This window comes from Phytomonospora sp. NPDC050363 (genome assembly GCF_040655735.1).
In the GTDB taxonomy this organism is placed as follows: Bacteria; Actinomycetota; Actinomycetes; order Mycobacteriales; family Micromonosporaceae; genus Phytomonospora.
The window spans coordinates 193748-207128 of record NZ_JBFAKK010000013.1; the positions used below are offsets into that span (position 1 = coordinate 193748).

The window sequence follows — 13381 nt, forward strand, 5'->3', positions numbered from 1 at the left end:
GACGAGCGCCTCCCGTACCCCCGGAGGCGCTCGTGAACCTCCCCGACCCGACCGAGGCGCTCGGCCTCGACGACCTCGTGACCCGCCTGCGGCAGCTCAAGGCCCACGCGTGCGACCAGTCGTACGCGTCCATCGCCCGCACGGTCAACCGCGCCTGGAGACGCGCCGGCCGGCCCGAGGCCGAACGCACCAACAAGAGCACCGTCGCGGGCTACTTCACGTACGGGCGCCGCCGCCTCGACGAAGACCTGCTCGTCGCCGTCGTCACCGCCCTCCACCCCGAGCCCGACTACCCCGAACGGTGGCGGCACGCGCTGCGCGCCATCCGCGGCGACGCGGCGGCCTCGATGCTCGCCGACACCAGGAGCGGCCTTCCGGAGCCCGCGACCGCGCCGGTCGGGCGCCGCCGGGAGTCGAAGGCACTGGAGCGGCTGCTGCGGCGGCGCGGGCCTGTGGTCGTCTGCGGCATGGCGGGCGCCGGCAAGACCGCGCTCGCCCTTCACGCCGCGCACCACGCCGCCGCCGCCGATCCCGGCGTCCGGATCCAGCTGTCGGCGGATCTGTGCGGCTCCGACCCGGCGAGACCGCCCGCCGCCGCCGGCGCCGTCCTCGCGGGTTTCCTGCGCCACCTCGGGGTGCCCGCCCACCAGATCCCCCACGACTTCGCCGCCCGTGTCGACACCTACCGGGCGCTCACCGAGGAGGTTCCCGCGCTGGTGTTCCTCGACGACGCCGCCGACGAGGACGCGGTCGAGGCGCTCATTCCCGCCGGCCGCGACTCCCGGACGGTCATCACCAGCCGCCACAGGCTGTCCGGGCTGCGCGACGCCGAACACGTCCCGCTCGGCGCCCTCGACTCCCACGACGCCATCACGCTCCTGCGAGGCGCCGCCGGCGCCGACCGCGTCGACGCCGATCCCGCCGCCGCGAACTGGATCGCCGCCCGCGTCGGCCGCCACCCCGGCGCCCTCGCCTCCATCGCCGCGTATCTGCGAGCCCGCCCCGACTGGCGCCTCGCCGACTGCGCGCAGCCCGTCGCCGTCGCGCTCGCCGGCGGCCTTCGCACCGCCCTCGCCGTCTCGGTGGCCCGCCTCCCCGTCGTGTCACGCCGAGTACTGGGACTGCTCGCGCTGCATCCCGGCACCGACATCGGCGAAGACGCCGTCGCCGCCCTCACCGAACTCCCGCCGGCCGACACCCGCACCCACCTGGCCACGCTCACGCGAGCGCACCTCGTCCGCACACGCCCGGACGGCCGCTTCTCCCTCCCGGAACTCGTCCGCGAACACCTCCGGGAACTGGTGGAGCTGGAGGAGCCCGCCAGCCTCCTCGAAGCCGCCCGCATCCGCCTGTTCGACTACTACCGGGAGACCGCCGCCGAAGCGGTGTCGGTGCTCAACACCTCGCACCCCCGCCCCGTCGGCGCCATCCTCCCCACCCCCGACGACGCCGGCCGCTGGATGGCCGCCGAGTACGCGAACCTGCTCCTCGTCACGGCCGCCGATCCGCGCGCCGGGACGCAGGCCGAGCGTCGGCGCTTCGGGCGGCCGGCGTCGTAGCCGCAAGCCTCGACGGCTCCCTCACCCGACCTTCGCGGCGACCGGCTGTTCCCCGGAAGCCGGGACCGGGCGGCGCGGCTCGGCGAGAGCGGCGGCGATGGCCACGGTTCCCACGGCGCACACGGCGGCCGTCGCGTACAGCGCGATGTGCAGGGCGTCGGTGAACCCGGCGGCGAGTGTGGCGGAGGCGCCGTCGGACAGGTCGCCGGCGGCGACCTTCGCCGCGAGTTCGGTGGAACCGAGGCGGGCGCCGATGAGGCTGACCAGGACGGCGCCGAAGACCGCGATCACGATGGCCTCACTGCCGATGCGCATGGTGTTGAGGAATCCGGTGGCCATCCCGGCCTGTTCGGGCTCGACGAGGCTCATCGCCATCCCGTCGCCGACGCCGAACGACACCCCGGCGCCCAGGCCGATGAGCAGCAGCGGCGCCGCGATGACGGCGACGGACGTGGCCGGGCCGATCACGGTGAGCCAGGCGTTTCCGGCCGCGAACATGGCCAGCGACAGGGTGATCAGCACCCGGCCCGGGACACCCCGGTTGACCAGCGCGCCGGCCAGGGGCGGGGCCAGCAGGACCGGCGCGGTCATGAGCAGCAGGATCGTGCCGGCGCGCTGCGCGGAGAAGCCGCTCGCGCCGACCAGGTAGGTCGGCAGGTAGGTCAGCAGCGTCACGAAGCCGAAGGTCGTCACCACAGGGACCATGCACAACGCCAGGAAACGGCGGTTGCGCACCAGCGACAGGTCGAGCAGCGGCGCGGCCGAGCGTCTCTGCACGACGGCGAAGAGGACAAGCGAGGCGATACCCGCCGCCAGCAACGCGAGCACGCCGGGGCTCGACCAGCCCCACTCAGGCCCCTGGACCGTGCCGAGGACCAGCGCGCCGAGCCCGGCGACGAACAGGACCGCGCCCGGCACGTCGAGCCGGGGGCGCCGCCGGGCGCGCGACTCGGCGAGGAAACCGGCGAACGCGAGCGCGAGGGTCAGCAGCGCCGCGTTCAGTCCGAAGGCGGCGCGCCAGCCCAGCGCCCCGACCAGCCAGCCCGACAGCGTCGGCCCCATGGCGAGTCCGAGCCCGGCGGCGCTGCCGAGGGCCGCGAAGGCGCGGGTGCGGGCGGCGCCGTCGAAGGTCGTGGCCAGGATCGCACCGCCGCTGGCGAAGACGCCCGCCGCGCCGATCCCCGACAGGGCACGGGCGACGTCGAGCAGAACGATGCCCGGCGCCGCCGCCGAGAGAAGCGAACCGGCGGCGAACACCGTCGCGCCGATCACGAAGACCCGGCGGCGGCCGATCAGGTCGGCCGTGGATCCCGCGACCAGCGTGAACGAGGCGAAAGTCAGGTTGTAGGCGTTCATGACCCATTGAAGGGGCGCGCCCGAGGCGCCCAGGTCCGCGCCGATGCCGGGCAGGGCGACGGCCGCCCCGGAGATGGACATCGGTACGGCGGCGAAGGCCAGGAGCACCACCGCCAGCGAGATCGCGGGGCGAAGGCGGGTCGTTGCGTTCAAGGTTTCGGGCTCCTTCGGGGATCGGTCGGCGGGCCATGATCGGCCACCGAGGGGATAGTGCCACTCAGTGGCATTCGACGTCAAGGCGCAACAGCTCCCGGGTGGTAATCTCGGCGGGTGAGCGACGACCTGCGCGAACTGCCGCTGCGCCAGCGAAAGAAGCTGCGCACCCACCGGACCCTGTCGGAGACCGCGCTGCGCCTGTTCACCGAACGCGGCTACGACGCCACCACGCTCGACGAGCTGTGCGACATCGTCGAGGTGTCCAAGCGGACGTTCTTTCGCAACTTCCGCTCCAAGGAGGACGTGGCGCTGGCGGCCGACAGCGACCTGTGGTCGGCCTACCTGGCCTACGTGGGCACCGCCACACTGGACGGTCCACTGCTCGAAGCCCTGCGCCTGGCCCTGAACACGACCCTCGGCGAGATGGAGCCCGACTGGGAACGCCGCTTCCTGGCGACCCGCGAACTGTCGGAGGCCGTCCCGGCGCTACAGGCCCACAGCCTCGGCTACTGCCAGGACACGACGAAGGCCATGGTCGAGACAGTGGGCGGGCGCGCGGGGGACCTCGACGAGGTGCGCCTGCGACTGACCGTGGAGATCTTCGTGGCGGCCTGGAGAACGGCGTCACTGCGCTGGACGTCCCAACGCGGCCGTGGAGGACGAGCGGCGCTGACCAGGCTGGTCGAGGAGACCTTCGCCGAGCTCCCGGCGGCCCTGACCTGCCGTGCGTGACGCCCGGGCCGGGGCGCACGCAACGGGCCCACAGGGGAACGCGTCCACCGCGCGGCGCGGGGCGGGATCGCGAAGAACCTGGGACCGGTAGCGCCCGACACTTCGGCAAAGTCGGCGGCCGAAGATGCGCCGGTCTTCTCGATGGCCGAGCGGGGCGAGTACGTCGTCGTCGAGACCCGCGAATTGCCGCCGGGTAAGAGGGAGGGGTCGAGATGTTCGGTTTGACGAAGAAGCTCATCGATGTGATGGCGCAGCGGATGTTCGGTTCGAAGAAGGACCTCGACGACTTGATGGCGCGGCTCAGGCCCGATCTGAGTCCAGAATCGCTCGGCGTCGGGCCCGCCTTCCCGGGCGTCGCCCCGAACCCGCTCCTGAGCAGTGAGGCACGCAAACGCAATGCGGAACTGCGTGCGGGGGTGCTTGCGCTCGGCGTTCTCGTCGACTGGCGGGAGGTCAACAGCAATCCACGCGTGGTCTTGATGTTGGACGTGGAGACCGCCGACGGCGTCTCGTTTCGCGGTATCGCAGACGAAGGCCTCACGATCACCGAACTCACCCGGCTCGCGCCGGGACAGACGTTGCCCGTGCGCTACCGGCCGGCCGTCATGGACCACTACGTCGCCCTTGCCCGCGACGCCGACCCCGCGCATGTGCAGCGGCTCTCCGACGAGATCGCGCGCCGCAAGCGGATCTGAGCCGAAGCCATTGGCCGGATCTGCCGGGTATGTCCGGCGAACGTTGAACGTTCTGGCTGGAACTCCGGTCCCGTATCGCGTTTTCAGTTCCACCCGAACCTTGCAGTGGGGCCGACTCAGACCCGATGGAGCCAGAAACCACTCCCAGAACCAACCGCCCGCCATGGACAGAGGATGTGCACGAGGTGCGTACGGCGTGTCGAGGCGATCGCCTCGACACGCCCAAAGCGCTGTGTTCACGCCCACTCGGCCCGAGCCGGGTTTCGGCTAGGTTCCTTGGGTGTATATGCAGCTCAGAGCCCTCCGTGACCCATGTTGACGCACCCGTGGCGCTCTTATGAGACACTGCCATTTCGCCAGGGGTGGTAGCTCAGCTGGTTAGAGCAGAGGACTCATAATCCTTGGGTCGCGGGTTCGAGTCCCGCCCACCCTACTCATCACCTTGCCCTGAGCTGCATGTGTGCAGGATGGCCTCGCGCCGCGCGGTGAGCACGTTTCACGCTCACGGCGCCCGTCATGGCTTCGGCCGGCCGTCGACGGCGCCACCGGCGGACGCCACCGCGGCTTCGACGCCGCCGGTGCCGTCCTGGCGTGGGCGAGCATCGCCTCGCTCGACCTGCCCTTGCCCGAGTCCGTCGAATTCCTCCCGCTGCTGCTGGGCATGGTGGCGGCACTGGCCTGCTTCACGCTCGCCGGGCACCGGGGCAAGGCCGTCGTCCACCGCTCGCGCATGACCACCCGCTTTTGGGTGGTGCTCGCCGCGTCGGCGTTCGGCGCCGTCCTGCTGACCGGCGCCACCTACTGGGTCGCCAACGCCGTGGAACTCCCGGTGCGCAACACGATCGTCGGCGCCGTGCTCGTGGTCTCCATGGCGGTGACGAGCAGGGCCGCCAACCGCGCTGCCTTCCGCCGGCCGGGCGCATGACCACTCCGGCGGGCTTCGACGAGCTCATCCACCCGCCGACCCGGCTGGCCCTGATGTCGATGCTGTCGGCGACCGAATGGGCCGAGTTCGTCCTCCTGCGCGGGGCCGAGCCCGTCAGCCCCCACCCAGGGAGCGCGTAGCACCAAAGCAGGACGCGCCGTTCGGCTCCGTGGTTCGTGCGCTACCGCTTACCAAGCGAGCCCGAACAGCTGCGGCTGCGCATCGTGGTCCCCGACCCCGACGCATACGGCCGAACCGCCGGCGAGACCGGCCGGTGGGCCGAGAAGCTTCGCCGGGACCGCTGCTCGCGCACGCTCCCCGGCCGGTGCTCACACGGTGAGGTGCTGCTTGGCGCCGGAGCCGTCGGCGGTCGCCTCGGGGGTGATCCCGCCGTGCTGTTCTTCTTCGGGACGGCCCTTCTTGGGCAGCAGGAAGGTGATCGCGAGGAAGACCACCAGGAGACATGCCTGGACGATCAGCGCGCGATGGAAGCCGTCGATGAAGGCACCGGTCTTCGCCTGTGCGAAGAACACCGAGCCGAACACCGCGACCCGTAGCGCGCGGTCGCCCGCCTTCTTGGGCACGAACTTCGCGGCGACGATCATCGCCGCGACGCCGATGGGCAGGTTGATCAGGAACACCGAGCGCCAGCCCAGGTCGAAGAAGTCGCCCTCGATGAGGAAGCCGCCCAGGACCGGGCCGATGATGCCGCCCAGGCCGAGGACGGGGCCGAAGATCGCGAGGACCCTGGTGAGCTCGGGACCGGCGAAGTTCTCCCGCAGCAGGCCCAGGCCTTGCGGCAGCGGCATCGCTCCGGCGGTGCCCTGCAGCAGGCGGAAGGCGATCAGGGACTCGATGTTCGGCGCGCTTGCGCACAGCAGGGAGGCCGCGGTGAAGGCCGGAGTGACCGTGCGCACCGTGCAGTGGAAGAGAAGGGCGCAGGCGTGGAGGAAGCAGTGCGTAATGGTGTCAACGGAACAGCGTGAGCGGCTGATGGAGTCGCTGAGGACCTACGGCGGCCACTACGCCGAGCTCAGTCGGCGCTTCGCCGCCTGGCTGGGTCTGCACTCCACCGATGCGACCGCGGTCCTGGAGATCGCCGCCGCCGAGGAGCGCGGCACCGCCCTGTCACCGGCACGGCTGAGCGAGCGGATCTCCCTGCCACCGGCGCCACCACCGCGCTCCTGAACCGCCTCGAAGCGGCAGGGCACATCACCCGCGCCCGCGAGCACTCCGACCGGCGCATCGTGACTCTGCGCAGCGGAGCACACATCCAGGAACGGGCGGACGAGTTCTTCGGCCCGCTCGCCCACCGCCTCGACGCCGCGATGTCGCACTACCCGCCCCGGTTCCTGGAACAGGTCGAAGCGTTCATGGCGGACCTGAACAGCACCGTGGACGGCCACCTGGCCGATCAGGACACGGCGCGGCCAAAGTGATCGCGCACATGGACGAACTCAAGATCTACCGGCCGGCGTGCTGTTCGCGGACGGACCGCGGCGACAACGGCCGCTGAGAGGCCGGCGGCCGGCGCGGTGAGCGGATCGCGGCAAGTAGTACGGCGGCGGCCAGGCACAGGGCGCCGGCGGTCCACATGAAGAGGTCGGGGTGGAGCAGCACCGCGCCGAGGGGCGACAGGGCTTTGGCGATCGTCATGGGGAAGGCGACCATGCCGGCGATGGTGGCGAAGCGTCCGGTGCCGTAGCGGTCGGCGAGGATCGCGGGGCGGGCGATGGTGGCGACACCGAAGCCGAGCCCGAAGGCCGTCACGCATGCCGCTGCCCCGGCGACGCTTCCGGACAGGAACGGCAGCGCGGCGACGCCGATCGCCTGGACGGCGAACACGACGGCGGTGATCATGGGCATCCCGAAGCGCCTGGCGAGTGCGGTGGTGGCGAGCCTGCCGGTGACCGACAGCACGCCGAGCAGTCCGGCGAGGGAGGCGGCCAGGGTCGCGGTGTGCCCTGCTTCGCTGAGGTAGGTGACCAGCAGGACGCCGATGGCCGCTACGGCCGCCGAGTGCAGGACGAAGGACGCCGCCAGCAGCCAGAACCCGTTGTCGGCCAAGGCCCGGCGCACGTCGCCGTCGTCACGGCGGGACGTCTTGGCGGCCCTGCGGCCGGCGGGGATCGCGAGCAGGTGGCTGGGGATGGCGACGGCTCCCAGCAGGATCGCGAGGATGACGAGGGTCGTGCGCCAGCCGTGGGTTTCGTTGAGCCATCCGGTGAGCGGGAAGAAGATGCTGCTGGCGAAGCCGCCGACGATGGTGACGGCCAGCATCGCCGACGCCCGGCGTTCGGGCCGGGCGACGGCGACCAGGACGCTGAAGGCGGCCTCGTAGAGGGACATGGCTCCGGCGAGTCCGATGAGGGCGAAGATCGCGTAGAGCTGCCAGACGGCGGTGACCTGCGACCAGCCCAGAACCGCTGCGGCGCCGAGGATCGAGCCGACGGTCATCAGGCCTCGCCCGCCACGCCTGTCGAGCCGTCTGCCGACGGGGATCGCCGCCGCCGCTGCGGCCAGGACCGAGATCGTCAGGGCGATGGTGATGTGGACGCGGTCGGCGTGCAGGTCGTCGGCGATCGGGTCGAGCAGGACCGAGAAGGTGTAGTAGAGGACGCCGTAGCCGATGGTCTGGGTGACGGCGAAGACCGCCACGAGCACGCGGGGACCGCCCCGGCCGGATGGAGAGTCGGCCGGGGCGGTCTGGGCGGGGATGGTCATCCGCAGCAGCCGCCGGTCTTCTCCTCGACAACCGGGAGGGTGAGCAGGCCGCCGGCGACGCCGGTGGCCAAGCCGCGCTTGATGACGGGGAGTTCGGCGGCCGGTGTTCCGCAGCAGGAGTCGCCCTCGTCGGTGTCGAGCGCGGCCGAGGAGGAGCAGACGCCGGTCTCGGGCAGTTCCAGTCGCACGTCGCGGGCGGCTTCCCAGTCGCCGGCGAGGGCGGCGACGACCGATCGGGCCTGCTCGTAGCCGGTGGCCAGCAGGAAGGTCGGCGCGCGGCCGTAGGACTTGGCGCCGATGGCGTAGAAGCCCGGTTCGGGGTGACCGAGTTCGTCGGCCCCGTGCGGCGGAACGGTGCCGCAGGAGTGCTGGTTCGGGTCGATCAGGGGCGCCAGAGCCCTGGTGGAGCCGAGGATCGGGTCGAGGTCGAGACGCAGCTCGGAGGTGATCGAGTAGTCGGGGCGGGCGCCGGTGGCGTTGACGATCACGTCGGCGGCGACCTTGCGGCCGTCGGCGGACACGGCACCGTCCGCGGTGAGCTCGCGGACGAGGAATCCAGAGTGGACGGTCACCGTGCCGGCCTCGACGAGGGCCTTGATGCGGGTGCCGATCGCGCCGCGCGCGGGAAGGGCGTCGGCTTCACCGCCACCGTAGGCGCGCTCGGGGTTGGGGGCGCGCAGCAGCCAGTGGATCTCGGTGTCGGGAAGATCGGCCAGGGCCAGCAGGGTACCGGTCGCCGAGTGCCCGGCGCCGACCACGGCGACCGACCGCCCTGCGAACGAGTCGCGCAGGCGGCCGAGCACGTCGGGCATCCCGGCGTGGGTCCGGTCGGCCGCCGCGGCCTCGCCGACGGCGGGAAGGCCGTTGCCGCCCAAGGGATTGGGGCTGCGCCAGGTTCCGGAGGCGTCGACGACCGCCGAGGCGAGGAGTTCCGATCCGTCCGACAGCCGCAACAGGAAGGGCGTGTTCTCGCGACCGTCGGTGCGGACCTTGTCGATGCCGTCGCGGGCGATGGCGACCACGCCGGTGTTGAGTCGCAGGTTCGCCGCGATCGTGGGGTGGGCGGCGAGCGGTGCGAGGTAGTCGGCGATGAGTTCGGCGCCGGTGGGCAGCGCGTCGGGGTCGGGTGCGGTCCAGGCGGTGCCCTCCAGGAGGACGCGGGCGGCCGGGGAGGTGTTGAAGCGCCACGGCGAGAACAGCCGGACGTGACCCCATTCGGCGACGGAGGAGGCGACGGTGTCGCCGGCTTCGAGGATGACGAAGTCCCGGCCTCGCGCGGCGAGTTCGGCCGCGGCGGCCAGGCCGACGGGTCCCGCACCGATGACGGCGACGGGGAGGGTGACGCTCATGATGGAGCTCCTTGTTTTGAAGCTTGTCGAATCAGTAGGTCCGAGACTGCCACTTGTTTAGATGAACGTCAAATCAATGGTTTGGTGTTGCCGCTCACTCGCAGCCCATGGCCGAGGTCGGCGCGGGCTTTCCCATGACCACGTCGGCGGCGCTGGGGAAGTACTCGATGCACCTGGCGTTGATGCGATAGCGGCGGGCGTTGCCGTGGCGTTCGGCGAGCACGAAGCGCACGTCCAGGAGGATCTTCAGGTGTTGCGAGACCGTCGACTGCGCCAGACCCATCACCTCGACGATCTCCCCGACGCCCATGGGTTCACCGTGGCGGGCGAGCAGCTCGACGAGCTGTACGCGGGAGGGGTCCGCAAGGGCCTTGAAGCAGGCGGCGTACTCGGCTGCCGTCGTGCGGTCGAGCGGTTTCACGGGCCATCTCCATCGTTCATCGGCGATTAACGATGATACTAGTCCGGGTCGGGCGCCGTTGTCGAGACGAGGTCGGCGACGGTGGCGTGGACGAGGGAGGCCGCGGCGATGAGCGTGGCGTCTTCGACGCGGTCGGATGTCTCGGCCGGGGTCTGGTAGCCGGGCATTCCCATGCCGATGCCGATGCTGGGCAGGTCCGCGGCGGCGTAGCGGCGGTTGTCCGACGGCATCGCCTCGGCCCGCAGTGGCACGCCGAGTCCTCGGCCGGCGCGGTCGAGCGCGGCCAGCAGAGCTTCGGCCGCGCCACCGGCTTCGACGGCCGCACTGCTGAGCTGCGCTGCGCCGTCGAGGTTCACCACGTAAGTACCCGGGGCGACCTGTGGTGCGTGGTGAGCCGAGCCGTGCGCTCCGGCCTCCTCGGCGTCGAGCAGCGCCACCGACAGGCCGACGCCCGGCGGCAGTTCGGTATGGAGGAGCCTGGCGGCCTCGATGGTCGCCGCCACGCCGGAGGCGTTGTCGCAGGCTGCGGGGAGCCGGTAGGCGGGATCGTCGCCCACGCCGTCGAAGTGCGCCGTCAACAGCACGTTCACGCCTGCCCCAGGGGGCCTGAACTCGGCGACGACGTTCTGGGCGGTCACGTCCACCGCGCGCACCGGGACCGTGGCCGTCACACGCCCGGTGCCGACGCTGCGGCCCATCCGCGCGTGCAGGCCGGTGCGCACGGCCAGGACCGGGATGTCGACGACGGGCGGCCCGGCGATCATCTTCGGCATCCACCCGGCGGCATCCGTCCCGCGCGGGATCAGCAACCCGGCCGCGCCTCGGCCGGCCGCATCGGCGGCGGCCTCCGGCGACCAGCCGTCGACCAGAACCCAGGCACCCGCGACAGCACCGTCGGGGTGCGCAAGCCGCGCATCGCGCGCATCGCCGAGTTCGGCGGTGGCGAGGTGCTCGCAGAAGTCGCGGCGGAAGACCAGATCGGTGACGTTCTCACCGTCGTCGAAGCGCAGGCGCGGCGTGGCGTAGACCTCGCGAACCGCGCCGGCCAGGGCGAACTCGTCGAAGCGAACCTCGGCGCCCAGCTCACCGAACAGCTCGGCCAGCCACGACGCCGCCGCGCGCCCGCCCGGGGTGCCGACGCGGCGACCGGTGAAGTCGTCGGCGGCGAGCCGGTCGACGATCGCGCGCATTCGCTCCAGGGCCGGGCCGGCGCCGCCCGAAAGCGGCGCCGACTTCGAAGTCGCCGACCTCACCCGCAGCAGCCCTTGGCCGCAGGCGCCTCCTGGACGGCGGTTCCGCAGCAGCCCGACGCGCTCGCCGGTGCCGCCGTCGTTCCGCAGCAGCCGCCCGCCTGCTCGGTGGTCGCCGCCGGGGCGCTGCTTCCGCAGCACCCGCCCGAGGCGGTGGGCGCGCTCAGCGCCTCAAGCGGGCTTCCGGCGAAGCCGCCGGCGGTCGTGGTCGTCTCGGTGCTCATGTCGAGCCTCGCTTCTGTTTTGATAACTCTCGAATCAAGCGGTCAGGAGCGAGTTTGCATCCTGATTCGAAGACTGTCAAGATAGAAGCATGTCGAAGCAGCTTCAGATCTTGGAGAGCCCCGCCCAGGGCTGCTGCGCGCCGATCACCGAGGAAGCCCTCGACGCCACCCAGGCGGTCGGCCTCGCCCAGCAGTTCAAGGCCCTCGGCGACCCCACCCGTCTGCGCCTGCTGTCGCGGATCACCTCGGCATCCGGCGGCGAGATCTGCGTCTGCGACCTGACCGGCGGCGACTTCGAGGTCACCCCGCCCACGATCTCCCACCACCTGAAGCTTCTGCGTGAAGCCGGACTCATCACCGGGGAACGCCGCGGCACCTGGGTCTACTACCGGCCCGTCAGAGACGCCGTCGACCGCCTCGCGAGCGTCCTCGGCGGCGACTGGGCCGCCTAGCGTGACGACCGAGCACCACGACGTCGTCGTCATCGGCGGAGGTCAAGCCGGCCTCGCCGCGGGGTACTACCTGCGCCGCGCCAAGGCCGACTACGTCATCCTCGACGCCGGGACGGCCCCCGGCGGAGCCTGGCGGCACTACTGGGACTCACTCCACCTGTTCTCGCCGGCGGAGTTCAGCACACTCCCCGGCTGGTGGATGCCCCAGCAGGAAGGCCACCCCTTCCCGACCCGCGACCACGTCGTCGACTACCTCGCCGCCTACGAGAAGCGCTACGAGCTGCCGATCCGGCGCCCCGTCACCGTCCACAGTGTTCACCGCGACGGCGAACACTCGCTCGTTCGCACCGACACCGGCGACCACCGCGCCCGCACGGTGATCTCCGCCACCGGCACCTGGCGCTCCCCGCACACCCCCGATGTTCCCGGCCGCGATCTCTTCCGCGGCCGCCGACTCCACACCGCCGACTACCGCAACCCCGACGACTTCACCGGGCAGCACGTCGTCATCGTCGGCGGCGGCAACTCCGCCGCCCAAATCCTCGCCGAGATCTCCACCGTCGCCACCACCACCTGGACCACCCTGCGCCCACCGCGCTTCCTGCCCGACCACATCGACGGCCGCGACCTCTTCCACGTCGCCACCCACGCCGCCGCCAACCCGGGCGCCCCAGGTGTCGGCGACCTCGGCGACATCGTCATGGTCCCGTCGGTCAAGGAGGCACGAGAACGCGGAGTGCTCGTCGCGCGGCCGATGTTCGACCGCGTCACCGAGACCGGTATCGCCTGGGACAACGGCGAAACCCTCGATGTCGACGCGATCATCTGGGCCACCGGGTTTCGAGCGCACCTCGACCACTTGGCGCCGCTCGGGCTGACCGGGGAGGATGGTCGGATCGCCGTCGACGGGACCCGTGCGGTTGAGGAGCCACGGCTTCACCTGCTCGGGTTCGGGAACTGGACGGGGCCCGCGTCGGCGACGATCATCGGGGCGGCGAGGAGCGCGAAAGCGGCGATCGCTCAGCTCGTCGCCTGACGTCTCCGTGACAGCCCACTCGTCGAGAGACCACTGCGGTACGAGCTGATGTGGGAAGCCCGGCCCGACGCCCCACCCAGTGGACGCGCCTCCCGTAACCGCCCCGACGCGTCGTCGCCAAGAGTGAACATGCTCAGCCGCTGTTCCGGTGGACGTTCGACCTCGCCGTCCCCGATCACCGTGGCGGGATCTTCGGGCAGCCGGCACAGCACGAACCCGTCCCGCGACCACGAGTACCCGATGCGCAGGACGGTGGCCCGGGGCAGCAGGACCATGAACTCGCGCGGGTCCCGCCCGCCGGGCGCCCACCGTTCTTGGTGGGCGACGGCGATGCAGTGGCCGAGGGTGTAGTGGTGGCAGGTCCAAGGCCACAGTTCCCATTCCGGCAGCCTGTGCGCTCCCCGGTAGGTGCGGTCGGGGCGCTGCTTTCGGAGGCGGAGCTGGGCGGGGAAGCACTTGCGGATGATGCGGTCGGGGTTCGGTCGGCGGGGCATGGCGGACT

General features: G+C 71.6%; 17 protein-coding genes and 1 tRNA gene. 10 read left to right on the plus strand and 8 right to left on the minus strand.

The annotated features are described in order from the left end of the window. The first annotated feature begins 32 nt into the window (after positions 1–32). The gene (locus AB0I28_RS30480) at positions 33–1559 is read left to right on the plus strand and encodes a hypothetical protein (protein ID WP_357499120.1); all 1527 of its coding nucleotides are present in this window, start codon (positions 33–35) and stop codon (positions 1557–1559) included. A gap of 21 nt (positions 1560–1580) precedes the next feature. Here the strand turns inward: AB0I28_RS30480 and AB0I28_RS30485 are convergent, their stop codons facing one another. Next, positions 1581–3068, minus strand: coding sequence for an MFS transporter (locus AB0I28_RS30485; protein ID WP_357499122.1), 1488 nt, complete (start codon positions 3066–3068; stop codon positions 1581–1583). Between the two features lie 117 nt (positions 3069–3185). Between AB0I28_RS30485 and AB0I28_RS30490 the strand changes: the two genes are divergently transcribed. From AB0I28_RS30490 to AB0I28_RS30510, 5 genes are all read left to right on the plus strand, one after another. After that, positions 3186–3803 carry a TetR/AcrR family transcriptional regulator gene (locus tag AB0I28_RS30490; protein ID WP_357499124.1) on the plus strand — a complete coding sequence of 206 codons (618 nt, stop codon included), beginning with the start codon at positions 3186–3188 and terminating at the stop codon, positions 3801–3803. 212 nt (positions 3804–4015) lie between these two features. Then, positions 4016–4498, plus strand: a complete 483-nt coding sequence (locus tag AB0I28_RS30495; protein ID WP_357499126.1) for a hypothetical protein — start codon at positions 4016–4018, stop codon at positions 4496–4498. Between the two features lie 359 nt (positions 4499–4857). Further along, positions 4858–4931: transfer RNA gene (locus AB0I28_RS30500), tRNA-Ile, on the plus strand. A gap of 27 nt (positions 4932–4958) precedes the next feature. Then, entirely contained in the window at positions 4959–5423 is a 465-nt protein-coding gene (locus AB0I28_RS30505; protein ID WP_357499128.1) for a hypothetical protein, read from the plus strand. Beyond that, the gene (locus AB0I28_RS30510; protein ID WP_357499129.1) at positions 5420–5563 is read left to right on the plus strand and encodes a hypothetical protein; all 144 of its coding nucleotides are present in this window, start codon (positions 5420–5422) and stop codon (positions 5561–5563) included. The genes AB0I28_RS30505 and AB0I28_RS30510 overlap by 4 nt, the downstream gene beginning before the upstream one ends. A 189-nt stretch (positions 5564–5752) precedes the next feature. On the opposite strand, the gene AB0I28_RS30515 is transcribed toward AB0I28_RS30510, so the two are convergent. Next, a complete protein-coding gene (locus AB0I28_RS30515) occupies positions 5753–6340 on the minus strand; it encodes an MFS transporter (protein ID WP_357499131.1) in 588 nt (195 codons plus the stop codon). Between the two features lie 46 nt (positions 6341–6386). Between AB0I28_RS30515 and AB0I28_RS30520 the strand changes: the two genes are divergently transcribed. Next, positions 6387–6611, plus strand: a complete 225-nt coding sequence (locus AB0I28_RS30520) for a hypothetical protein (protein WP_357499133.1) — start codon at positions 6387–6389, stop codon at positions 6609–6611. A gap of 59 nt (positions 6612–6670) precedes the next feature. Next, positions 6671–6862, plus strand: a complete 192-nt coding sequence (locus tag AB0I28_RS30525; protein ID WP_357499135.1) for a hypothetical protein — start codon at positions 6671–6673, stop codon at positions 6860–6862. Between the two features lie 25 nt (positions 6863–6887). On the opposite strand, the gene AB0I28_RS30530 is transcribed toward AB0I28_RS30525, so the two are convergent. The 5 genes from AB0I28_RS30530 to AB0I28_RS30550 all read right to left on the minus strand — a co-directional run bounded on the left by AB0I28_RS30530 (position 6888) and on the right by AB0I28_RS30550 (position 11391). After that, positions 6888–8147, minus strand: coding sequence for an MFS transporter (locus AB0I28_RS30530; RefSeq protein ID WP_357499137.1), 1260 nt, complete (start codon positions 8145–8147; stop codon positions 6888–6890). Next, positions 8144–9496, minus strand: coding sequence for an FAD-dependent oxidoreductase (locus AB0I28_RS30535; RefSeq protein ID WP_357499139.1), 1353 nt, complete (start codon positions 9494–9496; stop codon positions 8144–8146). The genes AB0I28_RS30530 and AB0I28_RS30535 overlap by 4 nt, the downstream gene beginning before the upstream one ends. Before the next feature lie 94 nt (positions 9497–9590). After that, positions 9591–9917, minus strand: coding sequence for a metalloregulator ArsR/SmtB family transcription factor (locus tag AB0I28_RS30540; RefSeq protein WP_357499141.1), 327 nt, complete (start codon positions 9915–9917; stop codon positions 9591–9593). Between the two features lie 38 nt (positions 9918–9955). Then, complete coding sequence (locus AB0I28_RS30545; RefSeq protein ID WP_357499143.1) at positions 9956–11107, minus strand: M28 family peptidase; 1152 nt, start codon at positions 11105–11107, stop codon at positions 9956–9958. A gap of 59 nt (positions 11108–11166) precedes the next feature. Beyond that, positions 11167–11391 carry a hypothetical protein gene (locus AB0I28_RS30550; protein ID WP_357499145.1) on the minus strand — a complete coding sequence of 75 codons (225 nt, stop codon included), beginning with the start codon at positions 11389–11391 and terminating at the stop codon, positions 11167–11169. 89 nt (positions 11392–11480) lie between these two features. Here AB0I28_RS30550 and AB0I28_RS30555 point away from each other — a divergent pair, with 89 nt between their 5' ends. Next, positions 11481–11843, plus strand: a complete 363-nt coding sequence (locus tag AB0I28_RS30555; RefSeq protein ID WP_357499147.1) for a metalloregulator ArsR/SmtB family transcription factor — start codon at positions 11481–11483, stop codon at positions 11841–11843. 1 nt (position 11844) lies between these two features. Continuing rightward, positions 11845–12879: an ArsO family NAD(P)H-dependent flavin-containing monooxygenase gene (locus AB0I28_RS30560; protein ID WP_357499149.1), complete on the plus strand. Its 1035-nt coding sequence runs from the start codon at positions 11845–11847 to the stop codon at positions 12877–12879. Here AB0I28_RS30560 and AB0I28_RS30565 read toward each other — a convergent pair. Then, on the minus strand, positions 12864–13373 hold the full coding sequence (locus AB0I28_RS30565; RefSeq protein WP_357499151.1) for a hypothetical protein: 510 nt from the start codon (positions 13371–13373) through the stop codon (positions 12864–12866). The two genes, AB0I28_RS30560 and AB0I28_RS30565, sit on opposite strands and share 16 nt — an antisense overlap. Positions 13374–13381 lie beyond the last annotated feature (8 nt).